Origin of the sequence: Plantactinospora sp. GCM10030261 (assembly GCF_042666615.1) — a bacterium.
Taxonomy (GTDB): domain Bacteria; phylum Actinomycetota; class Actinomycetes; order Mycobacteriales; family Micromonosporaceae; genus KBS50.
In genome coordinates this window covers 40,348-64,894 of the sequence record NZ_JBHTDD010000034.1, presented here as the reverse complement: position 1 = coordinate 64,894, position 24,547 = coordinate 40,348, and the positions used below count along the sequence as shown (strand labels likewise).

Genomic DNA, 24,547 nt, shown 5'->3' with positions numbered 1-24,547 from the left:
CCTCGCCACCGACGGACACCCCGAATTCATCCCCCCACCCTGGACCGACCCAGAGCAACGACCCCGCCGCAACACCTACCACCGACGCTGCTGAGATTCGACCGGATCACCATCACCGCGGGACGAACCACGGTTCGGCGCGGTTTCCCAGGGCACGGGCGAGACACCTGGCCTGATGTGGTTCGAGGGCCGGCACCTTGTCCGGCTCGAACCACCCCACCTGCACCGACTCATCGTCGTTGACGCGCGCCTCTCCGCCGATGGCCCGGCCCCGGAATCCGAGGGTGAGCCAGTACACCTGGTCGCCGTTCGGCCCCACGGACAGGTCCAACGCCTCGACCGAAAGGAGGCGGTCCACGGCAACCTCGATCCCGGTCTCCTCCATGACCTCCCGGATGACGCCGACCGCCGGTTGTTCCCCCGGTTCGAGACAACCGGTCACCAGCGCCCAGTCACCGGTGTCGGATCGGCGAACCAGCAGCACGCGGTCCCGGTAGTCGAACACCACCGCGATCACACCGGACAGCGGCAGCGGCGCACGACCGATCTTGGCGCGCAGGACCTGGACAAATTCCGGGATCGGCATGCCGAGCACGATACGGATCGGTCACCGTCACCGCTCACATGTCGGATCCACGCGGGATCCCCAGCGTGGCCAGCAGGTCCTCGTGGAACTGGATCCACAGGATGTGGCAGGAGTCCCGGTCATGCGCGTCGACCCAGGCCCGCTGGCCCATGTTCACCTTGCGCAGGGCCGTCGAGTACCGGTCGGCGTACCCGTCGAAGCGGGCCAGTCGGTCGGCGAGCCCCGCACACAACTGCCGGAAGGACGCCTCCACAGAGGTCAGGGTCTTCAACACGCGCTCGTCCCACCGCCAGTCGGTGTGATCGTTGAAGGCCATCGGGTCGAGCCGGGTCGGCCGTACCTGCCAGTCGGTGCAGGCCACGCCGAAACGCCGGTTCAGCGGCACGAACTCGGCATGCGCGCGCACCACGGCATCCCGTACGCCGGCCCGGTCCAGTTCCTCGGCCAGGCGGCGCTCGTTCTCGATCCGGCCGGCGTCGGAGAGGGACCACCCGGAACTGTCGACGAAGGTCAGGTTTCGGACCCAGCCTCGGGCCTCGAAGTCAAGCAGCGCCTCGGTGACCGTGTCGACGGCGAGCCGGTAGCGCGCGGCAACCCGAGACGCCGTGGGGAAACCCAGCACCCGTACGCCGTGCAGGGCCAGATCCTCCGGTGTGGACCGGAACGTCACGACGCCGCGCTCCCGCGCTGCTCGACGCGGCCCGTCACCCGGTCGTACCGCTGCTGTGCGGCCTGCGCCGAGGCCAGCCCCAACGCTCGGGAGATCTGCGGCCAGGACAGACCCTGAGAGCGCGCGACGAACAGCATCGCCGACTCCACCTGGTCCATCTCGGCCCGGGCCGCGGCCAGCAGGGTCAGCGCGGCCAGTACGCCGTCCTCGTCCAGGTCTCCCGAGGTGCTCCGCCACAGGGCGAAGCGGATCAGGTCGACCGCCGAGGGTGGTTGGCTCCCGCGCAGCCACGGCGGCCGGGGCAGGGACGCCGCGCCGCGGTCCAACAAGCGGTCACACGCTTCCGTCTCACGGACGGCGAGTTCCCCATCGGAGTACGACATGTTGACCACCCTGGGCTATCAACACACTGTTGTCAACATTATGTTGATAGCCCAGGGATCGGGTCGACTATCGGTCCCGAGCGGCCACCAGATCCCGCTCGGCGGCGGTACGCACCCGGCCGCCCCCACCGTTGGGCTGCCCCACCCCGGTCGCGATCAGGCTCCGCAGGCTCTTGCCGACATAGAAGCTCCACCCCTGGACGCACACCTCGAAGCACTCGTACTCGGGGACCAGGCCGTGATGGGTGAAGCGCAGCTCGGTCCCACCATCCTCCCGCTCGAGGATCTCGAAGTCGATCGTGGTGCCCGTCCACTCGGCGGTGTCCTCGGTGAAGCTGAAATGGTTGTCCAACACCAGCCAAGACACCTTCCGGCCGGGGACGGACTCAGTCACCCGGATCCGGCACCGATGGGTGTCACCGTACCGGTAGTCGAACTCGTCACCCGGTCGTTCGGTGCCCCCGACGACTTCCTCCGACCACCAGCCGCGGACGTTGGTGACGGCGTCGAACACCTCCGTCGGGGCCCGGTCCACCACGAAGGACGTGACGAAGCTCTGCTTGCTCATGATTTCCTCGGCTTTCTGCCGTCTCAGCGGTTGAGGTGCTCGCGCAGCGCGTCGAGCCGGTCGTCCCAGTCCCGGGCCAAAGCTGCCAGGAACTGCTGTGCCACCCGCATCGGAGCGGAACGGAGCCGGTAACGGACCCGGCGCCGCTCCCCCGGCTCGGCGGCGACCAGGCCGGCCTCGGCCAGCAGGGCCAGGTGTTTCGCTATTGCCTGTCGGGTGATCGGCAGCCGGCCAGCCAGATCGGTGGCCGTGGCCGGACCGTTCGCCGCCAGTTCGGCCAGGATGCCGCGCCGGGACGGATCGGCCAGTGCGATGAAGACCTGCTCGGCGATCGCCTCGACGTCAATCGCCTCGACGTCAGGCGGCATCGAGGTATTCGACCAACTCGCCCAGTTCGCTGGCCCATCCGTCGGTGTTGCCGTCGTACGCCTTGGCGTGGGAGTCCTCCGACAACTGGGCGAAGCCGGACTCCACCACGGTCAGCCGGGTGCCGGCACCGACCGGTTCGAGCGTGAACTCGACGTAGGTGCGCCGCGGATCGTCCTCAGGCAGCCCGTAGACGTGCCAGGTGAACCCGAAGACGGTCGGCTCCTCGACCCGTTCGATACGCAGGTTGGCCCGATCACCACTGGCCCAGGTGAGCCGGGCCGCGCCACCCGGGCGCAGGTCGATCGTCGCCTGGTTGCCGAACCAGGTACCCAGCCCTTCGGCGGTGGTGAGCGCGGCCCACACCTTGGCGGGCGGATGGGCGATGTCCAGGGTGCGCTCTATCCGGTCAGGGAACGCCATCACGACCTCCAGCATGTAGCAACTTGTTGGTTGCCATATAAGCTATTGCAATCGGCTGGTTGCGTCAAGGGGGCGTGGGCTGCGTCCGACGCCGAACCGCTGAGGCGGCGGGGTCGAGCCGCTCAAGGCGGGAGCCACTCAAAGCGGGAGCCACTCAAGGCGGGAGCCACTCAAGGCGGGAGCCACTCAAAGCGGGAGCCACTCAAAGCGGGAGCCACTCAAGGCGGCGGGTCGAGCCACTCAGGCGGCGGGCCGCAAAGCGCGAAGCTGATCGGTGTGCGCGGGCAGGTGGACCCGCTCGTGGATGTCCAGCGTCCGCCCCCACGGCAACGGCTCGTCCACCACGATCCGGTCGCCGTCGCGGATGTGCGTCTCCACCGGCGTATCGGCGGCCAGCACGTCCAGCCGATCCACCAGGTTGCACAATCGCTGGCTACTGGCCCGCAGCCGGTCAGCCACCCCGGCCAGGCCACCACACCCGCTGATCAACTCGTTGAGCTCTGGTGTGTGCACGGCGTTGTGGTTGTAATAGGCCCACGGGGCGCCGGCCAGCACCGCCTCGGTGGCCGTGGCCAGCAGGTCGTCGTTAAGCGTCAGGTGCGCCACCACCTGCTCGGCGGTCCAATCACCGGGTGGCGGCGGACCGAACCCGCCGGCCGCGACCTCGGCCAGCAGCACGTCGTACGCGGCACGGAGCACGGCCGTGTCCATGCCGCGAGTCTATGGCCGGCCTCCAGCCGGCAGGGCCGGATCAAGCCCCGAGCAGGGCCGGATCATGCCCCCGGGCAGGGCCGGATCAAGTCAGCGGGCAGGGCCGGGATCGAGTGACGATGTGGCTATGGCATGGTGGTGTGACCATGGGGGAGGTTGTGATGGACGGGGACCAGCGACTAGCGAGAGCGCAGCACCGGTACGAACGCGCCGTCTTCGGCGGTGACCCGACGGGGCTGGCCGAGGCGGAACGGGACCTCGACGGGCTGGCCGCCGACGTCGCGCTGGCCCAGGGCCGGATCCACCACGCCCGGTTCCTCGACGATCGCCAGCCGGATCCCCACGAGCTGGCGCTCTTCCAACAGGCCGCCGACGGTTACCGGGCCCTGGGAGACGTCCGTGGCGAGGCGGAGAGCGCCTTCTGGATCGGCGCCTACCACCAGGTCGTGGCAGGCGATACCGATACCGGGGTGCCGTACTTCGCGCAGGCGCTCGAACTGGCCAGCAAGGCCGGCGACCGGCTCACCCAGTCGTACGCGTTACGGCATCTGGGGTTCGCCGCGCAGTCAGCGGGTCGACCGGACGAGGCACGCGAGCGGATGCTGGAATCCACCCGGCTGCGTCGCGAGATCGGATTCTCGGCGGGGGTCGCGGCGAACCTTGTGGCGCTGGCCTACCTCGCCGCCGACGGCGACCGGGGCCACGAGGTGCCAGACATCCTCGCCGAGGCGGCCGTGCTGGCGGAGGACGCAGGGGCCGGCGGGATCCTCACCTGGATCGAGGAGGCCCGCACCCAGCTGGGCGTCGCCCGGCCGTCGGCGACCGACCACCGGCACACGGCCGGCGAAATCGACTAGCGGGGGCTCGCACAGCCGGCTACGCCGGAGACCCGAACAACCGACGCCGACCCGACGCCGTCCACCGCGAAGCCCAGCTAGGCCGCCCAGCACCGGCCCCGACGCGGTCAGGCCGCCCGCCGCCGGCGACCCCGGCGGGCGCGCAGATAGTCCGCCACCACGTACCGTCCGAGGTCCTCGGCGTCCGGGGTGAGCACCCGTCCGCCGCTGCGCCGGGCCACCGCGTCGACGAACCGGCGCAGGCCCGGATCCTCGCCGAGCATGAACAGGTTCAGCGTGGCTCCGTACCGGGTGAGGTTGTCCACCTCCGCCACCGTGACTTCGATGGTCTCGCGCAGCGGCGGCCAGTGGAACAGCGCCTCGCCGTCGTCCGGGTCCAGGTGCGCGGTCGGCTCGCCGTCGGTCACCACCAGCACCACCGGCTCCGACCCGGAATGCCGGCGCAGATGCCGGGCCGCGAGCTTCAACGCGTGTTGCAGGTTGGTGCCCTGCACGAGATCCGGCTCGATCGCGGCCAGCTCCTGCTGACTCAACGGCGACGCCGTCCGGCCGAAGCCGACGATCTGCAACGCGTCCTGCGGGAACCTGGTGGCGACCAGGTGCGACAGGGCCAGGGCGGTCTGCTTCATCGGACCCCACCGACCCTCGGAGATCATCGAGAAGGACAGGTCGACGCAGAGCGCGACCGCGGCCGAGGCCCGCGCCTCGGTCTCCACCACCTCGAAGTCCTCCACCGCGAGCTGGACCGGCACCCCCGGCCCGGCCCGGCGGACCGCCCGGCCGATGGTGCGGACCACGTCCAGTGGCTGTTCGTCGCCGTACTCCCAGCGGCGGGAGGCCCCGGTGATCTCACCGGCGGCGCCGGCGGACCGGAGGTCGTGCTGCCCCCGGCGGCCACCGTGCAGGTCCCCGAAGATCGCCCGCAGCGCGGTGCCGCCCAACCGGCGCAGCGCCTTCGGGCTCAACGTCAACCCTTCGGCGGTCCGCGACACCCAGCCCTGCCGGCGCAGCTCCCGTTCCAGCTCCCGCAACCGGCGTACGTCGTCAGCGGCGCCCCGCCCGAGGCCGCGCGCCACCGCGTCGACGTCGATGTCGTCCAGGGTGGCTCCCGGATGCTCCTGTCCGAGCTGGTCGAGCAGATCGTCCAGGTCGGCGATCTCGCCGAGCGCCCCGGTCGCCTCGCCGTAGCCGAGGGGTTCGGAGCCGCGGACCCGGTCGCGCCGATCCCAGGCCAGGTCCGGCCGCAGCGTACGCAGGTTCGCGTCCAGCCGGTCCAGCTCGCCGGCCAGCCGGTCGCCGAGCGACTGCCGCATCAACCCGGCCAGTTCCTCCCGCTGTTGCGGCGACAGCGAGCGCATCAGCCGCTCCCCCGCCGCCGCCCGCCGGGCCAGCGCGTCGATCAGCTCGTCGACCGATTCCGGCCGCTCCGGGAAGAACTCGCCGTGCCGCCGCATGAACTCGGCGAACGCGTCGGTGGTGTCCTCCCCCCGGGCATGCCGGTCCAGCAGGTCGTTCAGGTCGCCCATCATCTCGGCGACCCGCCGCTGCACCGCCGGGTCGCCGGCCGAGGCGCGCAGCGCGTCCCGCAGCCCGGCGAAGCGCTGTTCCAGCACCTCGCCACGCAGCCCGTCCAGGATCTGCTGGTACGTCCGGCGGGCCTCGTCGCTGGCCCAGTCGTACCCGGCCAGCTCCTCGATCGCCCGGGCGGTGGAGCCGGGCAGGTTGTCCAGCACCGCCTCGTTGAACCGGGCCGCCTCGTCGTCCCGCCCGCGCAGTTCGTCCCGCTCGGCCGCGAGGGCCTGGTCCAGCAACGCCTGGGACCGGGTGATCGTCCCGTCCAGGTTGCCTCGACGCATCGCCTCCCGGCGCAGCCGCCGCGCCCGCGCCACCAGGTCGTCCAGGCCGCCCCGGCCGTCCGGGCCGCGGCGCAGCAGCCCGCGCAGCGCGTCCCGCAGGCTTCCCCCGGCCAGCATCTCCGCGCCGACGGCGTCCACCGCGGCCCGCACGTCGTACGGCGGGGCGAGCGGATCGGGTCCGCCGCGCCAGGCGCCGTACCGGAATCGGTTGCCGCCGGCCATGGTCAGTCCCGGTCCCCGCCGGACCGGCCGCCGCCGTCCCGGCCCCTGCCGCCCTCGGCACCGGGCCCGCGACCCGCGTACCGGGTGCGGCCGTCGTCGGTGAGGTCCTTGGCCAGCCGGCGGGTCAGGTGCAGTCCTTCGAGGACGAACTCGATTCCGGCTGCCGCCTCACCCGGTGTGGGGGCATCTCCCAGGCCGAGCCGGTCCAGCACCTTCGCCAGTCCCGGTACGGTCCCCACCTGACGCAGCAGGTCGGCCGGGCCGACCAGCTCGCCGGTCTCGACCACGGCGCCGTCGGCCACCAGCGCCGTGAAGCCGGACAGGTCCAGTCCGGCCAGCCGGGCCCGGAACGTGTCGGCGGTGGCGGTGCGCAGCAGATGCGCCAGGATCTCGATCTCCCGGCCCTCCTCGCCCGACTCGAACTCCACCTTTCCGCGTAGCGTGCTGGTCACCGACTCGGCATCCCCGACCCGCGCCACGGGCGTGGGGAAGTTTCCCCCGGTGGCGTCGTCGCGAGCGGCGGAGTCCTCGGCACCGGCCAGCAGCCCTTCCCGGCGCAGCGCGGCGGCGGCCACCGTCTCGGCGGCGGCGATGGCGAACCGCGCCGACACACCGGATCGGGTGTCCACAGAGGGCGACTCGCGTACCGCGCGGGCGAACCGGGCCAGCACCTCCAGCACGTGCTCCGGCACCTCGGCGACCAGGTCGGCCTCCTGCCGGATGAGGTCGAGTTCCAGATCCAGGTCGATCGGGTAGTGGGTGCGGATCTCGGCGCCGAACCGGTCCTTGAGCGGGCTGATGATCCGGCCGCGGTTGGTGTAGTCCTCCGGGTTGGCGCTGGCCACCAGCAACAGGTCCAGCGGCAGCCGCAACTGGTAGCCACGAACCTGGATGTCGCGCTCCTCCAGCACGTTGAGCAGCGCCACCTGGATCCGCTCGGCCAGGTCGGGCAGCTCGTTCACCGCGAAGATGCCCCGGTTGGTACGCGGCACCAACCCGAAGTGGATGGTCTCCGGGTCGCCGAGGGTGCGCCCCTGGGCGATCCGGATCGGGTCGACATCGCCGATCAGGTCGCCCACGCTGGTGTCCGGGGTGGCCAGCTTCTCGCCGTACCGCATGGATCTGTGCAGCCAGGAGACCGGGAAGTCGTCACCCGCCTCGGCCACGGCTGCGCGGGCCGCTGGGGTGACCGGGTGCAGCGGGTGCTCGTTCAGCGGCGAGTCCGGGAGGACCGGCGTCCACTCGTCGAGGAGCTTGCCGAGCGCCCGGATCAGCCGCGTCTTGCCCTGCCCCCGCTCGCCGAGCAGCACCATGTCGTGCCCGGCCAGCAGCGCCCGCTCCACCTCGGGGAGGACGGTCTCGTCGTAGCCGACGATGCCGGGGAACCGCGGCTCCCCGGAGCGCATCCGGGCCAGCAGGTTCTCCCGCAACTCCTGCTTGACCGTGCGGTAGCGGTGCCCGGCGGCCCGCAGGGCGCCGAGCGTGGTCGGCAGGTCGGCCGGCGGCACGTGGAAGGTCTCCGTCACCTCACCGACGCTATCTCGCCGACGGTTCGACCGCCGCTCCGCTCGACCGCCACACCGCTCGACTGCCACACCGCTCGAAGCCACACCGCTCGACTGCCACACCGGCCCGGTGCGACGCGGTCAGCGGTGCCGGCGGACCATCCCCGCGGCGAGCGGCGCGGCGTCGAGGTCCCCGGCGGCGATCCGGGTCCGGACGGTTCGCCGGACCAACCGGTCGGCCAGCGCCGGGGCGTGCCGGGCGAGGGCCATTTCCAGCCGGCCGCGGCGGGTGGTGGCCACGTCCCGGGGGGCCCGGGGGGCGGAGGCGGCCCGCAGGATCGCCGCGACCACCCCGTCGAGCGGCTCGAACCGGGACACGCCGTCCAGCGACAGCCCGGCGGCGGAGGTGCTGGCGTGGATCGGCGAGGCGACCATGCTGGGGTAGACGACGCTCACGCCGACATGGGTGCCCACCTCGAGCCGCAGCGCGTCGGCGTAGGCGACCAGGGCTCGCTTGCTCACGCCGTACGCGGCGGCCAGCGGCAGCGGCAGCACAGCCATCCGGCTGGCCACGAAGATGACCCGACCGCGCGCGGCGACCAGGGCGTCCAGCGCCGCGGCCGTGGTCCGCCACGCGCCGAGCAGGTTCACCTCCAGTTGCTGGCGCACCACCTCCCCGGGCGGCAGTTCGGCCGGGGCCGGTCCACCCAGTCCGGCGTTGTTGACCAGCAGGTCGATCCCACCGAGCCGGTCGATGGCGGCGGCGACCGCCGGACCCACGGCGGCCGGATCCGCGAGATCACAACCCAGGACGTCGATTCCGTCAATCGGCTCGGCGCGCAGGTCCAGCCCGACGACGGACGCGCCGGCGCCGGCGAAGGCGGCACAGAGCCGCCGGCCGAAGGTGCCGGCGGCGCCGGTGACGACCACCCGCCGGTTGGCCAGCGGCAACCGCCGGCCCCCCAGCGGCAGCCGGCGGCGAGGAATGGGCAGCTCACCTCCGGCCGCCGGCGGCCGGCGACGCGTGGTCACCGGACCGACCCGGATGGGCTGGCGACACGCCGACCCCGATCGGCCCGCCGGGCGCCGACCACCAGTTCCCGGCGCAGCTCGGCGAGGTAGGCGTCGAAATCGACACGCATCGCCGGCCGCCGCTTGCCCCAGCGATCGGTGGCCGCCCGCAGTTCGGCCCGGCAGGCGGCGACCTGCCGGTCCCGGTCGGGCAGCGCGTACGTCCCGGAGAGGTGTCCGGCCACCAGCCGGGCCTGGGCCTCCACCAGCGGAAAGGCGGCACCCGTTGACTGCATGAGGCCGACGAACGTCAGCGTGGGGTGATCGAGATGGAACACGTGCCGATACAGCGGCAGGGCGTCGGGTGCGGCGCCGAGCAGGTCCCGGTCCAGGAAGGGGACCTCCACCCGGTATCCGGTGCACCAGACGATGAGGTCCACCTCGTCGGCGCGGCCGTCGGTGAACTCCACCCGGTCCGGGTGCAGCCGGGCGATGCCCGGGCGGGGCTCGATGTCGCCGTGGGTGAGCCGGGACAACAGCCCGTCGGAGAGCGTCGGATGGTCCTGGAGGAAGCCGTGGCCCGGTCTGGGCAGGCCGTACCGGGTCGGGTCACCGACCGTGGCGGCGAGCATCGTCTGGCTGATGCGTTGCCGCGCCCGCCATGGCAGCCGGCGGGCCAACGCGCCGTTGAGCGTGTCCGAGGGGCGGCCGAGCAGATACTTCGGCACCACCCAGACGCCCCGGCGCAGCGACAGCAGGGTCCGCGTCGCGGCGTACGCGGAGTCGACCGCGATGTCCATCGCCGAGTTGCCGCCGCCGACCACCAGGACGCGCCGGCCGGCCAGTTGGTCCGGGCCCCGGTACGCGTGGCTGTGTTGCTGCTCCCCGGTGAACTCGCCGGGGTAACCGGGGTCGGGCAGCTTGGGCTCCCGGTTGTGCCCGTTGGCCACCACGACGGCGTCGACGGTGACGCTGACCGGTCCGGCCGGCCCGGTGACGCTGGCGGGTCTGGTGGCATGCACGTCCCACCGCCCGTCGGCCCGCCGCTCGACCCGGTCGACCCGGTGACCGAGCCGGACGGAGTCGAGCAGGCCGAACCGCTCCGCGTAGTCGTGTAGGTATCCCGCGATCCGGGCGTGGTCGGGATACGCCGGCCAGTGCGCCGGCATCGGAAGGTCGGCGAACTGGGTGCGACCGGTGCTGGTGTTCAGGTGCAGGGTGCGGTACGCGGCGGAACCCGGCGAGCCGTACACCCACAGCCCGCCCACCTGGCCACCGGCGTCGAAGCAGACGGCCGGGACACGCCGGTCGGCGAGGGCCTTGAGCGTGGCCAGACCGGCGGCACCGGCTCCGATGACCGCGACCCTCGGTGTCTCCACGTCCGCCTCCATTTATCCAACGTGCGATGGATAATGCCCAGCTCGGACGACGGCGTCAACCCGCGGGCCGGTACATCGCGTCGAGGAACCGGTGCACGAAGGCGCGGAACTCGCGCCGCTCCCGGGCACCGGAGGCCCGCTGGTCGGGGGATCCGGCGGCGCCAGCGGTCCGAGCGCCGGAGGCACCCGCTCCCCCGGCGGCCAGCGCCACCACGTGGCCGTGTGCCGCCCAGACCAGGCTGCGTACGGTGATGTGCGGCGCGGGCTCCACCAGCACCCCGGCCGCCGCCGCGGCCGTCAACAGTTCTTCGACCAGCCGGTAGAGCGGCGTGGCGTACCGCTCGTCGAGTTCGGCGTGCCGGTGCGGCTCCAGCCAGCGGCGCAGCCACAGACCGGTGGTCTCCGGCCGGTCCTCCAGGAAGTCCACGAAGACGTCCACCAGTTCGTGCAGGGCCGCGAGCGCCCGCTCGGGCCCCGCGCCCACCGCCGCCGCCGCGCTGGCAGCGGCCCGCTCGAGCACCTCCCGCTCGGCGGCGAAGACCCGCGCGAAGCAGCAGTCGTAGAGTTCGGCCTTCGTACCGCAGTGGTGGGCCACGGTGGCGACGTCCACGCCGGCCACCGCGGCGACCTCGCGCAGGGCGACGGCGTCGAACCCCCGTTCGGCGAAGAGCGGGGTGGCCGCCGCGAGGATCGTCTCGCGCGTCTGGCGGGCCTCGTCCCGCCGGGGGCGGCCGGGTCGGCGTCGGGGCATGGTCATGCCCGGCATTCTCCCCCTACAATCCAGCATCTGTTGGATTGGCTCGGCACCGGAGGCAGATCTCATGACCCGACCGCAGCCGCGCGACGCCGACCCCGCCAGCCCGACCCGCGACGCCGACCCCGCCAGCCCGACCCGCGACGCCGACCCCGCCAGCCTGCCCCGGGGGCCGCTGCTCGGCTTCGCCACCGGGTCGCTCGGCATGGGCGTCTGGGTGACCGTCCCGGGTCTGCTGCTGCTCTACTTCCTCACCGACGTCCTGGCGGTCACGCCCTGGCTCGCCGGCCTCGCGTTGCTGCTGCCGAAGATCGCCGACGTGCTGCTGCATCCGTGGATCGGCCACCGTGCCGATCTGGACCAGCGCCGCCACGGCGACCGGCGCCGATTGCTGCTGATCGGCTGCGCGCTGCCGGTGGCCTTCGCCGCCGTGTTCGCCGTGCCCGGCGGTCTCACCGGCGCGTCCGCCGCCGCCTGGGTGGCGGCACTGTTCGTCGCCGGCAACCTGCTGTTCGCCGCCTACCAGGTGCCCTACCTGGCCACCCCGGCCGACCTGCGGATCGGCTACCACGAACGGACCCGGCTCATGGCGTTCCGGATGATGGTGCTGACCCTCGGCATCCTGATCTCCGGTCTGCTCGCCCCCTGGCTGGCCGGCGGCGACGCCGCCACCCGGGCCGGCTACCAGCGGATGGGCCTGCTGCTCGGGGCCGGCATGCTGATCGCCATGCTGGTCGGGCTGACCGGGATCGACCGGCTGCGCCGGGTCGCCACCGGCGGGACGGAGTCGCCGCACGGGACGGCCGGATCGGCGCACGGGACGGCCGGATCGCCGCACGGGACGGCCGGCTGGCCGGCGCTGCTCGCCGCGCTGCGCGACCGGCAGTTCCGCTGGCTGGTCGCCGCCTACCTGGCCATGTCCACCACCACCCACCTGGTGCTGGCCGGGGTGCCGTACTACGCCGAGTACGAGCTGGGCCGGCCGGCCCTGACCACCGCGCTGGTGGCCGCGTTCGTCGCCCCGGCGCTGCTGGTCACCCCGGCCTGGCTCGCCGTGTCCCGCCGGATCGGCAAGCAACGCGCCCTGCTGGTCGCCCAGGGCGCGTTCGCGGCCGGGTCGTTGGTCCTCGCGGTCGGGCGACCGGCCGGGCTGCCGGTGCTGGTCGGCGCGGTGGCCGTGCTCGGCGTGTCCTTCGCCGGCATGCAGTTGCTGCCGTTCTCGATGGTTCCCGACGTGATCCGGGCCGCCGGTGGCGGCCGGGCCGGCACCTACACCGGCGTGTGGACCGCCACCGAGGCCACCGGCGCCGCCCTGGGCCCGTACGCGTTCGCCGTGTGCCTGGCCGCCGGCGGATTCGTCGCCTCCTCCGCCGGGGAGACCGTCGGCCAGTCCGGCTCGGCGCTGGCCGCCATCCGGTACGGCTTCGGGCTGCTGCCGGCCGCCGTGATGCTCGCCGCCGTGCTGCTGCAACGCCGCTACACGCTGGACCGCGCCGCCCGGCTGGACACCCCTGAGGATCCTTCCTAACCGACCGGGACCGCCACGGCCTGCCAGTTCCGGCCGTCGCCGGAGCGGTACAGGTGGTCGGTGTTCCGGTAAAGGTAGTGGTCAGCGTCGATGACGATCGGTCGGCGGTCAACGGCTGGCAGCCCGTCCGGCGTCATCGCCTCGTACCCGCCGCCGTCGCGGCTGGCCGCGAAGGTGTACGCGCCGTTCGGTTGTATCGACACGACGTGGCTGCCGTCGGCGGTCACCCACGACTCCGGACCGGCCAGCGGCGTGTCACCGAGGACACCAGCGGCGACCGACTGCCACCCGACCCCACCGTCAGTGCTGCGGTAGACCCGGACGTCGCTCGGGACGCCCACGAACATGGCGAACGCCGTCGTGCCGTCGGTCGTGGCGACGTTCGGTCGGGCCATGATGTCCGGCGTTGTGCCGTCTGTCGGCAACGACACCGAGCGCTCGGCGTCGAAGACAGACACCGCCCACGTCACTCCCCTGTCGCGGCTCACCGCCACGGCCGGTTTCCGGGTCTTCGGCTCGAATCCCTGTACCCATATCCCAGCGCTGGCTGGCACGTCGGCCAGGTCCAGCAGCCGCAGTGGTGGCTGGTTGGCCAGCAGACCCACCGTACCGCTCGCCGGATCCAACACCCGGATCGGGCCGTGGGCAGGATTGTCGCCAAATCGATCCTGGACGACGGCTCCATCGGCCGGCACAGACGGCATGCGTTGCTCGTTGACCGTCAGGCTCCGCCAGCCGACGCCGCCGTCGGTGCTGATCTGCATCTTACGGGGTGGAGGTGGCTGCACCTTGCCGTCCGGGCCGACAGTCAGCCGGCGAGGCTCGTTCAGAACGAGGTTCTTCGCTCCGTAGACGCTGAGCGATATATCGGTCTCGTGATGCGCCCAGGTCCGGCCCGGGAAGTCTGGTCGTTCGGCCCAGGTGGTGCCACCATCCTCGGACGCCATCAGCTTCTGCGGGCAGGTGTCGCAGGCGGCCACCACCGCGTACAGGTGTCGGGGGTCGCCCGCCCCGGCCCAGCGGATCCTCGGCGGCACCGCGATCGGGACCCCGCTGATCGTCGGCACCGGGCTGGTCCGCTCCGGCGAGGGCACCGGCGCCGGGACGGTCGGCCAGGCCGGCACGGGATCACCGACGGCCGGCGGATTCGTCGGCGGGCCACCGGTGACCGCGTACCCGGTGACACCGAGCAGCACGGCGACGGCGAGCGCCGTTCCACCGGCCGCGGCCCGGCGCCGGGAGCGCAGCCGGCGCGCCCGCCGTCGTACGACGTCGAAGTCGGCGTGCGCGGCGCGGGCGGCCTCGTCGCGCAGGCCGTGGAAGTTCGGGTCAGACATGGTTGATCGACACCTCCGTGTTGACGGTGGATCCGTCCGCGAGTTCTCGGGCGAGGGTGGCGCGGCCGCGGGACAGTCGGGCCTTCACCGTGCCCACGGGGACGCCGAGCGCCGTCGCGACCTCCGCCACCGGCAGGTCCGCGAGGTGGTGCAGGACGATCGCCTCCCGGGTGGGGCGGGACAGTTTTCGCAACGCCGTCACCAACGCCACCCGGTCCGGCCCCAGCCCGGGCACGGTCTCGGCCGGCCGGTCCACCCGGCCGCCCTTGACCAGCAGGTCGAACACCCAGCGGCGACGGAACCGGGTCCGGGCCCGGTTCATCGCCACCGTGCGCAGCCACGCCTCCGGATCCCGGATGGTCAGGAACCGGTCCGGTCGGGCGAGCGCCCGGGCGTACGCGTCGTGCACCACGTCCTGGGCCTCCGGCAGGTCACCGGTCAGGCCGTAGAGCTGGCCCACCAGGCGGTGGTAGTAGGCCCGGTACGCCTCGCGCACCGCCTCGGCCCCGTCCATTCGTGCTCCCCTCGCTGCGGTCATGAGAAGGACCAGCACCGACGGGCGGCGGTTGCACCCGATCTCGACAGTTCTCAGCCGGCGGGCGTGACGAACCCCGACTCGTACGCGGCGATGACCGCCTGGGTGCGGTCCCGCGCGCCCAGCTTGGCCAGCACGTTGCCGACGTGGGTCTTCACCGTCTCCACCCCGAGCACGAGTTCCGCGGCGATCTCCTGGTTGGACAGCCCCGTGGTCATCAGCCGCAGCACCTCGGCCTCCCGCTCGGTCAGCCGGGCCCTGCGCAGGCGGTCACCGCCCCGACCACCGCCGGAGTGAACGGCCACCAACCGGCGTACCGCCTCGGGAAACAGCAGCGAATCGCCGGCCGCCACGGTCCGGATGGCCTGCACCACCTCGGCCGGACGGGCCCGCTTGAGCAGGAACCCGGCAGCGCCGGCGCGCAACGCCTCGTAGACGTACTCGTCGTTCTCGAAGGTGGTGATCACCAGGATCCGGGGCGGCTGCGCCGATGTGGCGACCAGCCGGCGGGTGGCCTGGATGCCGTCAATGGCCGGCATCCGCACGTCCATCAGCACCACGTCCGGTCGCAGCCGGGCGACAAGCGGCGGCACCTCCGCGCCGTCGGTGGCCTCGCCACGCACCACGAGGTCGGGTTGCGCGTCGATAACCGCGCGCAGCCCCACCCGGATCAGTTCGTCGTCGTCGACGATCAGCACCCCGATCGTCACGCGGTACCGTCCTTCGTTCGCGACTGCGGGGCTCGCAAACCCGGCTCACTCCTCGCGCTCACCCGGTACCGTCCTTCGTTCGCGACTGCGGGGCTCGCAAACCCGGCTCACTCCTCGCGCTCACCCGGTGCCAGTCCCGGTGACCGGCAAGCGCACCGACACCCGCCAACCGTCGGCGTCCGGCCCGGCGGTCATCCGGCCGCCGAGCAGGGCGACCCGCTCCCGCATGCCGGTAAGGCCACGTCCGGACCCGCCAGAACCGCGGCCGGCCGCGACCGCGGGCACCGGCCCAGCCGGCGGACCGCCGTGACCGGCCCCGGCCGCGTCCGCCGGCGCGGCGTTGACCAGCTCGATGTCCAACCCGTTCGGCGGTACGCCGATCCGCAGGCTGACCTCGTCTCCGGCACCGTGCCGGACCGCGTTGGTCAGCCCCTCCTGCACGATCCGGTAGCCCTCCCGGGACACCGCCGGGGGAAGTCCGTCCACCGATCCCTCCACCCGTACCCGCACCGACAGCCCGGCGGCCCGGGTGTCGGCGACCAACCGGTCCAGGTCGGCGAGCGTACGCTGCGGCTCCCGACCGGGTGCCTCGCCCTGCCGCAGCACCCCGAGGACGTGGTCCAACTCCTCCATCGCGCGCCGGCCGGTCTCCTCGATGGCGGCCAGCGCCCGCCGGGCGAACGCCGGGTCGGCGTCCAGCACCTCGCGGGCCGCCCCCGCCTGCAACGTCGCCACGGTCAACGCGTGCCCGATCGAGTCGTGCAGCTCGCGGGCCAGCCGGTTGCGTTCGGCGAGCCGTTCCGCGCGCTCCTCCAGGCTGGCGATCCGCTCCCGCTCCGAGGGGCCGAGCAGCACCGGCGCCATCGATCGGGCCAGCGCGCCCAGTCCGGCGACCGAGTACGCCATGACCAGCAACGCCACCGCGCCGAACAGCGCCAACCAACCGCCGTCGGCGTCCCACGGGCCGAACCGCCGTCCGTCCAGTGCCTCGCCGCCGATCCCGAACTGTTGGAGGACGAAGACCAGCGCCATCGGGAAGACGCTGATCAGCCCGAACATGACGAGCCCACCGACGCCGAGGTGGGTGGCGATCCACAGGGCACCGCGCAGCCGGGTCTCCCGATCGATCGGGCGTCCGGGGACGGGATCGGGCAACTCCACATCCAGCAGCGAGCGGGCCGCCGCGATCTCCAGGGCTCGGCTGCCGGCCAGGAAGACCGGCGTAGCGGCGATCACCGCGGCCACCGCGAGCAGCGAGATCACGGGGCCGAGCGGCACCTCGGCGGTGGTCAGCATCTGCCAGAAGACCGCCGCGAGCATCAGGTACGGCAGCAGCAGCACCCCACCCAGGAGCAGGAAGACCGCCCGGCGGTAGGTGCTGCCGCTGACCAGCGGGGCGAACACGGCACGCGGCGACACCCGCCCATTGTGCCCGCCGGCCGCCGCCGGCAACTCCCTCGCCCGGGGGAGGGTGAGCCGCTACCGCCGCCGGGCGCGGATCAACCCGGGTACGGCTGCCAGCCCGGTGACCGGGGTGAACTCCCGGGCGGCCCGGTTCAGTGCCGCGTACTCGTCGTCGGTCAGGTCGAGGTCGGCGGCTTCCGCGTTCCGTTCCACCTGCTCGACCGAGGACGCGCCGGGGATCGCCACCACGCTCGGGTTGCGCAGCACGTACGCCAGGGCGATCTGGCTCGGGGTCACCTGGTGCGCGTCCGCCACCTCCCGCAGGGTGGCCAGCAGGTGGGCGCCGCGTTCCAGGTTCTCCGGCAGGAACAGCGGATTGGCTCGCCGGACCGCGCCCGACGGCGGGTGCTTGGCGTCGTACCGGCCGGAGACGAACCCCTGCGACAGCGGGCTGTACGCGATGACCAGCCGGCCGTGCTGCTCGGCGTACGGCAGCAGGTCGTCCTCGGCGCGACGGTGCGCGATGCTGTAGGAGACCTGGTTCGACAGCACCGGCCGGCCCAGCCACGCCTCGGCCATCCGCCAGCGCTTCAGGCTGTAGTTGCTGACGCCCACCTGCTTGACCAGCCCGATGTCCTGGAGCACCCGCATCCCGCGCATCGTGGTCCGGTCCCGCACCACCGGGTTCGGCTGGTGCACCTGGTAGAGATCGAGCGACCGGACCCCTAGCCGGCCGGCCGAGGCGACCGCGCGCTGCTGCACGACCGGTGCCGTCGGCAGCACCGGAAAAATCTTGGTGGCCAGGAACACCCGCTCCCGGTCGTCGCCCAGGGCGGCACCCAGGATCCGCTCGCTGTTACCGAACGAGTACAGCTCCGCGGTGTCGAAGAGGGTCACCCCGACCTCAAGAGCCCGGCGGACGATCTGCTCGGCGCGTTTGACGTACTCGGTGCCGTAGCCCCATTCGCGCGAGCCGAACTGCCAGGTCCCGAGGCCGATACGGGAGATCTGCTTGGTGGTGTCCGCGGCGACATAGCGCATGTGCCCGACGCTACCCGGCCCCGACCGGTGCCGCCGGGCTGGCGCGGGACACCACCTCACCAGGGCACCGGTCCCGCATCATCGAAGAACCCACCGCTGGGCCCGTCGGCCGGCAGCGTCGCCAGCCGTACGACGATGGCGGCGCCCTCGGCGACGGGCCTCGCGTTCGGATCGTCGTTGCCGTTGGTCGCCGTGTAGCCCGGATCCGCCGCGTTGATCAGCAGGGCTGAATCCCGGAACTGCTTGGCGTACTGCACGGTCATCGCGTTCAGGGCCGTCTTCGACGGCGGATAGGTCACGGCCGGCGGCATCCCGGCGTAGGGCCCGGCCGGGTCGGACATGACCGCCAGCGAGCCGACGCCGCTGGAAACGTTCACGATCCGAGGGGCCGGCGAACGCAGCATCAGCGGCAGGAACGCGTTTGTCACGGTCAGCACGCCGAACACGTTCGTCTCGAATACCGCGCGGATCACGTCGAGGTCGGCGGTGCTCGGCGTGTACCGCTCGGCGTCCGCCCACGACCCGCCGAAGTTGACAGCGTTGTTGATCAGCACGTCGAGCCGGCCGTACTCCTCGTCGACCCGCTTCGCCGCGGCGGCCACCCCGGCCGGGTCCGTGACGTCGAGTTCGATCGCGTGGACGTCCCCGCCGGCGGCCCGGAGTTCCTCGGCCGCCGCCGCGCCGCGCCCGGCGTCCCGGGTCCCGAGGAGCACGGTCTGGCCGAGACCGGCGAGCTGCCGAGCGGTCTCCCGGCCGATGCCCCGGTTGCCGCCGGTGACCAGCGTGATTGTGGTGTTCTGCGTCATGTGCCCAGCCCACCAGCGCGGGCCCGGGAGGGCCAACACCGATCCGATCCCGATCGTTACCCTGAAGGTATGGATCGCCTGGAGACCCGGGAACTCACCTACTTCGTGGCGGTCGCCGAAGAACTGCACTTCGGCCGGGCGGCCCAGCGGTTGGGCATCGCGCAGCCGCCACTGTCCCGGGCCATCCGGCAGGTCGAGCGGCGCATCGGTGTCCCGCTGCTGGACCGGACCAGCCGGCGGGTGGCGCTGACCCCGGCCGGCGAGGTGATGCTGCACGAGGCACGCAAGGCGCTCGACGCGGTGAGCGCCGCCGGCCAGCGGGCCCGCCGCGCCGGACAGCCGGACCGGCGGCTCGTCCTCGTCATGAAGCCCGGCGGGGACGCCGGGCTGCTGCCGGAGATCCTCGCCCAATACGAGCCGGAACCGGACGCCCTGCCCATGGAGATACACATCTGCGGCATCGCCGAACAGGCCGGGCTGCTGCGCCAGGGCCAGGCCGACGTGGGCCTGCTGCATCGACCCTACGACGACCTCGGCGGCTTCGACACCGAGGATCTGCTGGTCGAGCGGCATGTCCTGGTGATCGCGGAGGACCACCGCTTCGCCGGACGCGACTCGGTGACCATGGCGGAACTGGCCGGTGAACCGCAGCCCCGATTCCCGGGCCAGCCGGTCGCGGACCCGGCGGCCCCGCTGATCCGGGACAGCGGCCAACTCATGCAGCTCATCGCGCTCGGGCGGCTGGTCGCCGTGCTGCCGGCATCGAGCCGGGAGCGACTCCCGGCTGGGCTGGTGACCGTGCCCATCGCTGACGCTCCCACCAGCACGGTCGTCGCGGCCTGGCCCGAACGCTCCTGGTCCCGGGCGGTGGCCGCGTTCGCCCGGGCCGCGGCCACGGTGGCCAGGACCCGGACCGCGGCCACGGTGGCTACCACCGGCCAACCCTCGGCTTCCTGACCCGCGCGCCTGGTTGCCCGGCCGATACGGGGGTATGCATGGACCATGCGGGCAAGTTTCCGGCTGGGCAAGGTCGCCGGCGTGCCGGTCGGCGTCAACTGGAGCGTCCTGGTCATCTTCGCGCTGCTCGTCTGGGGCCTGGCCGGCAACCAGTTCCCGCGCGTCTACCCGGACCGCCCCGGCTGGGCATACGTGCTTGCCGGAATCGCCGCGGCGGTCGTCTTCTTCCTGGGCCTGCTGGCCCACGAGATCTCCCACGCGATCGTCGCGAAGCGCAACGGCATCGAGGTGGACAGCATCACCCTGTGGCTCTTCGGCGGCGTGGCCCAGCTCCGCGGCGAGGCCCGGACACCCGGCGCGGAGCTGCGCATCGCCGGGATCGGCCCGCTGGTCAGCCTGGTGATCGGGCTCGCCTTCGGAGCGGTGGCCGGCCTGATCGCACTGTCCGGCGACGAGCGCGGGCTGTTGTTCGGCTCGCTGGCCTGGCTGGCCGGGATCAACCTGGTGCTGGCGGTCTTCAACGTGCTACCGGCCGCCCCGCTGGACGGCGGCCGGCTGCTGCGCGCCGCCCTGTGGAAATGGCGCGGCGACCGTGCCTGGGCGGCCATCGCCTCGGCCCGGGCCGGCCGGGTGCTCGGCGCGGTGCTCATCGGCATCGGCCTGTGGCAGTTCTTCACCGGCGCCACCGTCGGCGCGCTCTGGCTGGCGCTGATCGGCTGGTTCCTCATCGGCGCCGCCGTCGCGGAGGAACGGCAGGCGCAGGTCGGCGTCGCGTTGCACGGTGTCCGCGTCGACGAGGTGATGACGCCGAACCCGCAGACGGTGACGCCCGACGTGAACGTCGGCGACTTCGTGGACCACTACCTCTGGGCCTACCGGCACACGGCGCTCCCGCTGGTGGTGGACGGGCGACCGACCGGGCTGGTCACCCTCGACCGGGTACGCCGGGTGCCGGCCGACGAACGCGCCGGCACCACGCTGGGGGAGGTGTCCTGCCGCGGCGAGGAACTGGTGCTGGCCCGGCCCGAGGAGCCCCTGCTGGAGGTGCTGCCCCGGCTCAGCGCGGGCACCGACGGGCGGGCACTCGTGGTGGCGGCCGACGGTCAACTGGTCGGGATCGTCTCGCCCAGCGACATCAGCCGCGCCGTGCAGCGCAGCGCGCTCAACGACCGGATGTCCGGCCGGTAACGCCCGCCTCGTACACCGCGATCACGATCTGCGCCCGTTCCCGGGCGCCCAGCTTGGCGAGGATCCGGCTCACGTGGGTCTTCACGGTCCAGATGCTCAGGAACAGCGCCGCGCTGATCTCGTCGTTGGTCAGCCCGCGAGCCACCAGCCGGGCCACCTCCCATTCGCGCGGTGTCAACGCGTCCAGGGCGGTCGGCCGGGTCGGGACCGCGAAGCGCTCGATCACCCGCCGGGTCACCGCCGGATCGAGCAGCGCCTGCCCGCCGGCGACCAGCCGGATCCCCCGACGCAGGTCGTCCGGAGCCACGTTCTTGGTCAGGAAGCCGCTGGCTCCCTCCCGCAACGCCCCGAAGACGTACTCGTCCAGGTCGAACGTGGTCAGCACGATCACCCGCGGCACCGGTGCCGGCCCCGCCAGAATGTCCCGGGTGGCCGCGATGCCGTCCAGGTCGGGCATCCGCACATCCATGAGTACGACGTCCGGCCGCAACCCGGCGGCGAGCCGCACCGCCTGCTCCCCGTCCGCCGCCTCGCCCACCACGTCGAGATCGGGGGTGCGTTCCAGCAGCGCCCGGATCCCGGATCGCACCTGCGGCTGGTCGTCCGCGATCAACACCCGTACCCGGCCGGCGCCGGACGGCCCGCCCGGAACCTGCGGCCCGACGGCGGGCGGCCCGGACCGCATCAGCCGTTCCCCACCGGCAGCCAGGCGTCCACCCGGAACCCGCCACCACCGACCGGACCCGCCTCCAGCCGGCCGCCGAGACCGCGGACCCGCTCCCGCATGCCGGCGATGCCGTGGCCACCGCGTCCCCCGCCCGCCGATACCCCGCCGGTGCCCGCGTCGGCAAAGCGAAGGTGCAGCGTGTCGCCGTCCCGCCGCACCGTCAACGAGGCCCGGTCCGTGCCGGCGTGCTTGATCGTGTTGGTCAACGCCTCCTGGGCGATCCGGTACGTCGCCAGCGCCACCGACGCCGGCACGTCGCGCACCTCGTCCAGCTCGACCCGCAGCTCGACGCCGGCCCCCCGGGCCACCTGCGGCAGCCGGTCCAGGTCGGCAAGCGTCGGCACCGGCCGCAGCGGCGCGTCCGAGCGCAGCAGGCGTACGGTCCGGGTGGTTTCGCGGACCGCCTCGTCGTGGGCTGCCAGCGCGGCGGCGACCGCGGCCCGGCAGGCCGCCGGCTCGCTGTCCACCGTCTCCTCGGCGAGCCGCAACTGGAGGCCGATCACCACCAGGTTGTGCGCCGCGACGTCGTGCAGGTCGGCGGCCACCGCGAGCCGCTGCTCGGCGAGCCGCCGTTCGGCCTCCCGCCGGGCCTGCGCGTCGGCCAGGGCCAGCCGGCGTCGCACCTCCTCGGCCCACCGGTGGCGCTGCCACACGGCCTCCCCCACGGCCAGCGCCAATCCGACCACCACCAGGCTCTGCGCCTCCCCGACCAGCACCCCGAGTGGCCACTCACCCTCGTCGAGGATCCGCCACCCCGCGCTGCCGGCGGTCATCGCGAGCGCCAGCGCCACCGCGTGCCGCAGGTGTCCACCGGCGGCCGCGCCCAGGTACGGCAGCAGCAACGGCCAGACCGTGCCGATGGCCGGATAACCGAGCAGGTGGTACGCGAAGACCGCGCCCGCCGAGGCGACAAGCACCGCGAGCGGGCGGCGACGCCGGCCGAACTGGAGGACGCCCAGCAGCAGCCCCAGGAGCCAACCGGCGGACTCGACCGGGCGGGACCCCGGCTCGTCCGCGAGCGCGGCGACGGTCCACACCGACACCGCGACAAGCACCGCCAGCGTGCTGTCCCGGATCAGCCGGCGCGGACCGACCGCTGCGGGTCCGGCGCTGTCGGCGGCGGGCTCAGTCATGATGATGCCCATTGTCGTCCCCGACGGGCGGCGGCGCGACGGTCGCCGGGTCGGTGCCCGGTTCCACCACCACGAACTGACCCATCATGCCGGCGTCCTCGTGTGCCAGCAGATGGCAGTGGTACATGTACGGCCAGGTCGGCGACGGGTACTGACCGAACCGGACAAGCAACCGGACGTCGACCCCCGGTGGGACGTAGACGGTGTCCTTGCGCCCCCGCGACGCCGGATCGGGTGGCCGGCCGGACACCTCCAGCACCTCGAATGCCGCGTTGTGCACATGGAAGTTGTGCGGTGCGGTGTTGTCGTTGCGTACCCGCCAGATCTCGGTGCTGCCGAGCGACACCACGTCGTCGATCCGGGCCGGGTCCATCACCTTGCCGTTGATGTGGAACTCGCCGAGCGTGAACCTCCGCTCGGTCCGGCCGCCGGCCGGCGGGGGCAGCCGAGCCGGTGCGGGGAGGGTGGCCGGCAGCGGCGGAGCCGGGCGCAGGTCGGCGGCGGCGCGCAACTCCAGGATGTCGAACTCGTCGTCCCCGCCGGACAACCGGTCGAAGAGCGGGTTGGCGCCGAGATCGGGCGGCCGGCTGCGCAGCCGTACCCGCTCGCCGGGCCGCAGCCCCACCACCACCTCCGCCCGCTCCCCCGGGCTGAGCTGAAGATGATCCACCGGTACGGGAGCGGCCAGCAGTCCGGCGTCGCCGGCCACCACGTGGAACTCCCGCCCGTCACCGAAGACGAAGTCGAAGATCCGGGCGTTGGCGGCGTTGAGCAGGCGCAGCCGCACCCGCTCGGACCGCACCTCCAGGACCGGTCCCCAGACGCCGTTGACCAGGATCTCCGACCCGAGCAGTCCGGTGACCGCGAACCCGCCCCAGTTGATATTGGTGGTGTCGAGTCCGCCGTCGGACCGGAAGTTCTTGTCCTGCACGATCAGCGGGATGTCGTCCACCCCGTACTCCGCCGGCAGCAGTCCGTCGGCCATGCCGTCGTCGACCAGGAGCAGGCCGGCGATCCCCCGATACACGTGTTCCTTGGTCCGCCCGTGCGGATGCGGGTGGTACCACAACGTCGCCGCCGGCTGGTCCATGCGCCAGGTCGGCTCCCACACCTCGCCGGGGCGGACCATCTGGTGCGGACCGCCGTCGGACACCGCCGGCAGTTCGGCGCCGTGCCAGTGCAGCGTGGTGGCCTCCGGCAGGGTGTTGCGCACCACCGGAGCGAGCGTGTCGCCGCGCCGCACCCGGATGGTCGGCCCGAGGTAGTTGCCGTTGACACCCCAGGTTTCCGTCCGCTTGCCGGGCAGCAACTCCGCCCGCCCGGCCTGGAGTCGCAACTCCACCCGGACCCGCCCGCGCACGTCCCGGACCCCGCCGGCCAGCGGCGGGATGGCCAGCGGCCGACCGAACGACACCTCGCCGACGTTGCCGCGCCCCGCCGACGTCCACACGTACCCGGCCATGGCGCCCGCCGGCAGCACGGTCACCGCACCGGCGACGGCAGCCCCGCGCAGCAGTGCCCGGCGGGAGATCCGCATCAGCGCCCCCCGGCCCGGCGGCGGGACGGCCACACCGCCAGCAACACACCCACTCCGATGATCCAGAAGGCCACCCAGGACTCGGGCGCCGGGATCATCTCGCGATCCCGCACGATCACGCCGATCGGCACGAACAGCCCGCCGTAGAGGATGAAGAAACCGAGGAGCGCGATCAGCGCCCCGGCGAGACGACGTACCCCCGTCTTTGTCATGCGGTCGACGCTATGGCCGGCGGCGCCGCCACCGCATCGCTCCCCAGAGCCATCCGGCCAGCTGTCGGCCGTCCCCCGTCTGACCTGCTGTTCCTCATAGCGGGACGGAGTTCCGCAACCCTTGTCCCGAGGTGATCGGGC

26 protein-coding genes are annotated in these 24,547 nt (G+C 72.9%); 4 read left to right on the top strand and 22 right to left on the bottom strand.

The window, feature by feature from the left end; all coding sequences use genetic code 11:
- Window positions 1-112: 112 nt before the first annotated feature.
- The 7 genes from ACFQUZ_RS28475 to ACFQUZ_RS28445 form a co-directional block, all read right to left on the bottom strand.
- Window positions 113-586 (bottom strand): NUDIX domain-containing protein, encoded by a 474-nt coding sequence (locus ACFQUZ_RS28475; RefSeq protein ID WP_377447686.1) that lies wholly within the window; start codon window positions 584-586, stop codon window positions 113-115.
- A gap of 34 nt (window positions 587-620) precedes the next feature.
- On the bottom strand, window positions 621-1,256 hold the full coding sequence (locus tag ACFQUZ_RS28470; protein ID WP_377447684.1) for a transcriptional regulator: 636 nt from the start codon (window positions 1,254-1,256) through the stop codon (window positions 621-623).
- Window positions 1,253-1,639 carry a DNA-binding protein gene (locus ACFQUZ_RS28465; RefSeq protein WP_377447682.1) on the bottom strand — a complete coding sequence of 129 codons (387 nt, stop codon included), beginning with the start codon at window positions 1,637-1,639 and terminating at the stop codon, window positions 1,253-1,255. The genes ACFQUZ_RS28470 and ACFQUZ_RS28465 overlap by 4 nt, the downstream gene beginning before the upstream one ends.
- Window positions 1,640-1,706: 67 nt before the next feature.
- On the bottom strand, window positions 1,707-2,207 hold the full coding sequence (locus tag ACFQUZ_RS28460; protein ID WP_377447680.1) for an SRPBCC domain-containing protein: 501 nt from the start codon (window positions 2,205-2,207) through the stop codon (window positions 1,707-1,709).
- 23 nt (window positions 2,208-2,230) lie between these two features.
- Window positions 2,231-2,575, bottom strand: a complete 345-nt coding sequence (locus ACFQUZ_RS28455; protein WP_377447678.1) for an ArsR/SmtB family transcription factor — start codon at window positions 2,573-2,575, stop codon at window positions 2,231-2,233.
- Window positions 2,565-3,011, bottom strand: coding sequence for an SRPBCC domain-containing protein (locus ACFQUZ_RS28450; protein WP_377447676.1), 447 nt, complete (start codon window positions 3,009-3,011; stop codon window positions 2,565-2,567). Before ACFQUZ_RS28450 ends, ACFQUZ_RS28455 begins: the two co-directional genes overlap by 11 nt.
- A 225-nt stretch (window positions 3,012-3,236) precedes the next feature.
- Window positions 3,237-3,707, bottom strand: coding sequence for a hypothetical protein (locus ACFQUZ_RS28445; RefSeq protein ID WP_377447674.1), 471 nt, complete (start codon window positions 3,705-3,707; stop codon window positions 3,237-3,239).
- Between the two features lie 146 nt (window positions 3,708-3,853).
- On the opposite strand from ACFQUZ_RS28445, the gene ACFQUZ_RS28440 reads away from it, so the two are divergent.
- Window positions 3,854-4,564 (top strand): tetratricopeptide repeat protein, encoded by a 711-nt coding sequence (locus ACFQUZ_RS28440; RefSeq protein WP_377447673.1) that lies wholly within the window; start codon window positions 3,854-3,856, stop codon window positions 4,562-4,564.
- A gap of 107 nt (window positions 4,565-4,671) precedes the next feature.
- Here ACFQUZ_RS28440 and ACFQUZ_RS28435 read toward each other — a convergent pair whose 3' ends face one another.
- The 5 genes from ACFQUZ_RS28435 to ACFQUZ_RS28415 form a co-directional block, all read right to left on the bottom strand.
- Window positions 4,672-6,642: a VWA domain-containing protein gene (locus ACFQUZ_RS28435; protein ID WP_377447671.1), complete on the bottom strand. Its 1,971-nt coding sequence runs from the start codon at window positions 6,640-6,642 to the stop codon at window positions 4,672-4,674.
- 2 nt (window positions 6,643-6,644) lie between these two features.
- Entirely contained in the window at window positions 6,645-8,168 is a 1,524-nt protein-coding gene (locus ACFQUZ_RS28430; RefSeq protein ID WP_377447669.1) for a magnesium chelatase, read from the bottom strand.
- Window positions 8,169-8,288: 120 nt separating this feature from the next.
- Window positions 8,289-9,179: an SDR family NAD(P)-dependent oxidoreductase gene (locus tag ACFQUZ_RS28425; RefSeq protein WP_377447667.1), complete on the bottom strand. Its 891-nt coding sequence runs from the start codon at window positions 9,177-9,179 to the stop codon at window positions 8,289-8,291.
- Complete coding sequence (locus ACFQUZ_RS28420) at window positions 9,176-10,537, bottom strand: flavin-containing monooxygenase (RefSeq protein ID WP_377447665.1); 1,362 nt, start codon at window positions 10,535-10,537, stop codon at window positions 9,176-9,178. The genes ACFQUZ_RS28425 and ACFQUZ_RS28420 overlap by 4 nt, the downstream gene beginning before the upstream one ends.
- A 55-nt stretch (window positions 10,538-10,592) precedes the next feature.
- Window positions 10,593-11,294 (bottom strand): TetR/AcrR family transcriptional regulator, encoded by a 702-nt coding sequence (locus ACFQUZ_RS28415; RefSeq protein WP_377447663.1) that lies wholly within the window; start codon window positions 11,292-11,294, stop codon window positions 10,593-10,595.
- A gap of 202 nt (window positions 11,295-11,496) precedes the next feature.
- Between ACFQUZ_RS28415 and ACFQUZ_RS28410 the strand changes: the two genes are divergently transcribed.
- A complete protein-coding gene (locus tag ACFQUZ_RS28410; protein ID WP_377447688.1) occupies window positions 11,497-12,819 on the top strand; it encodes an MFS transporter in 1,323 nt (440 codons plus the stop codon).
- On the opposite strand, the gene ACFQUZ_RS28405 is transcribed toward ACFQUZ_RS28410, so the two are convergent.
- The 6 genes from ACFQUZ_RS28405 to ACFQUZ_RS28380 all read right to left on the bottom strand — a co-directional run bounded on the left by ACFQUZ_RS28405 (window position 12,816) and on the right by ACFQUZ_RS28380 (window position 18,652).
- A complete protein-coding gene (locus ACFQUZ_RS28405; protein ID WP_377447661.1) occupies window positions 12,816-14,156 on the bottom strand; it encodes a sialidase family protein in 1,341 nt (446 codons plus the stop codon). The genes ACFQUZ_RS28410 and ACFQUZ_RS28405 overlap by 4 nt on opposite strands.
- On the bottom strand, window positions 14,149-14,670 hold the full coding sequence (locus ACFQUZ_RS28400) for a SigE family RNA polymerase sigma factor (RefSeq protein WP_377447659.1): 522 nt from the start codon (window positions 14,668-14,670) through the stop codon (window positions 14,149-14,151). Before ACFQUZ_RS28400 ends, ACFQUZ_RS28405 begins: the two co-directional genes overlap by 8 nt.
- Window positions 14,671-14,744: 74 nt before the next feature.
- The gene (locus tag ACFQUZ_RS28395; protein WP_377447657.1) at window positions 14,745-15,401 is read right to left on the bottom strand and encodes a response regulator; all 657 of its coding nucleotides are present in this window, start codon (window positions 15,399-15,401) and stop codon (window positions 14,745-14,747) included.
- A gap of 120 nt (window positions 15,402-15,521) precedes the next feature.
- Window positions 15,522-16,820, bottom strand: coding sequence for a sensor histidine kinase (locus ACFQUZ_RS28390; RefSeq protein ID WP_377447655.1), 1,299 nt, complete (start codon window positions 16,818-16,820; stop codon window positions 15,522-15,524).
- Window positions 16,821-16,880: 60 nt separating this feature from the next.
- On the bottom strand, window positions 16,881-17,846 hold the full coding sequence (locus ACFQUZ_RS28385) for an aldo/keto reductase (RefSeq protein WP_377447653.1): 966 nt from the start codon (window positions 17,844-17,846) through the stop codon (window positions 16,881-16,883).
- Window positions 17,847-17,902: 56 nt separating this feature from the next.
- Window positions 17,903-18,652 carry an SDR family NAD(P)-dependent oxidoreductase gene (locus ACFQUZ_RS28380; RefSeq protein WP_377447651.1) on the bottom strand — a complete coding sequence of 250 codons (750 nt, stop codon included), beginning with the start codon at window positions 18,650-18,652 and terminating at the stop codon, window positions 17,903-17,905.
- Window positions 18,653-18,721: 69 nt separating this feature from the next.
- Between ACFQUZ_RS28380 and ACFQUZ_RS28375 the strand changes: the two genes are divergently transcribed.
- Window positions 18,722-19,609 carry a LysR family transcriptional regulator gene (locus ACFQUZ_RS28375; protein WP_377447649.1) on the top strand — a complete coding sequence of 296 codons (888 nt, stop codon included), beginning with the start codon at window positions 18,722-18,724 and terminating at the stop codon, window positions 19,607-19,609.
- Between the two features lie 45 nt (window positions 19,610-19,654).
- Window positions 19,655-20,797 (top strand): site-2 protease family protein, encoded by a 1,143-nt coding sequence (locus ACFQUZ_RS28370; protein WP_377447647.1) that lies wholly within the window; start codon window positions 19,655-19,657, stop codon window positions 20,795-20,797.
- Here the strand turns inward: ACFQUZ_RS28370 and ACFQUZ_RS28365 are convergent.
- From ACFQUZ_RS28365 to ACFQUZ_RS28350, 4 genes are read right to left on the bottom strand one after another with little or no spacing between them, the layout of a single operon-like run.
- Window positions 20,772-21,482, bottom strand: a complete 711-nt coding sequence (locus ACFQUZ_RS28365; RefSeq protein ID WP_377447645.1) for a response regulator — start codon at window positions 21,480-21,482, stop codon at window positions 20,772-20,774. The two genes, ACFQUZ_RS28370 and ACFQUZ_RS28365, sit on opposite strands and share 26 nt — an antisense overlap.
- Window positions 21,482-22,657 carry a sensor histidine kinase gene (locus ACFQUZ_RS28360; protein ID WP_377447643.1) on the bottom strand — a complete coding sequence of 392 codons (1,176 nt, stop codon included), beginning with the start codon at window positions 22,655-22,657 and terminating at the stop codon, window positions 21,482-21,484. Before ACFQUZ_RS28360 ends, ACFQUZ_RS28365 begins: the two co-directional genes overlap by 1 nt.
- On the bottom strand, window positions 22,650-24,194 hold the full coding sequence (locus tag ACFQUZ_RS28355; RefSeq protein WP_377447641.1) for a multicopper oxidase family protein: 1,545 nt from the start codon (window positions 24,192-24,194) through the stop codon (window positions 22,650-22,652). The genes ACFQUZ_RS28360 and ACFQUZ_RS28355 overlap by 8 nt, the downstream gene beginning before the upstream one ends.
- Entirely contained in the window at window positions 24,194-24,406 is a 213-nt protein-coding gene (locus ACFQUZ_RS28350; RefSeq protein ID WP_377447639.1) for a hypothetical protein, read from the bottom strand. The genes ACFQUZ_RS28355 and ACFQUZ_RS28350 overlap by 1 nt, the downstream gene beginning before the upstream one ends.
- Window positions 24,407-24,547 lie beyond the last annotated feature (141 nt).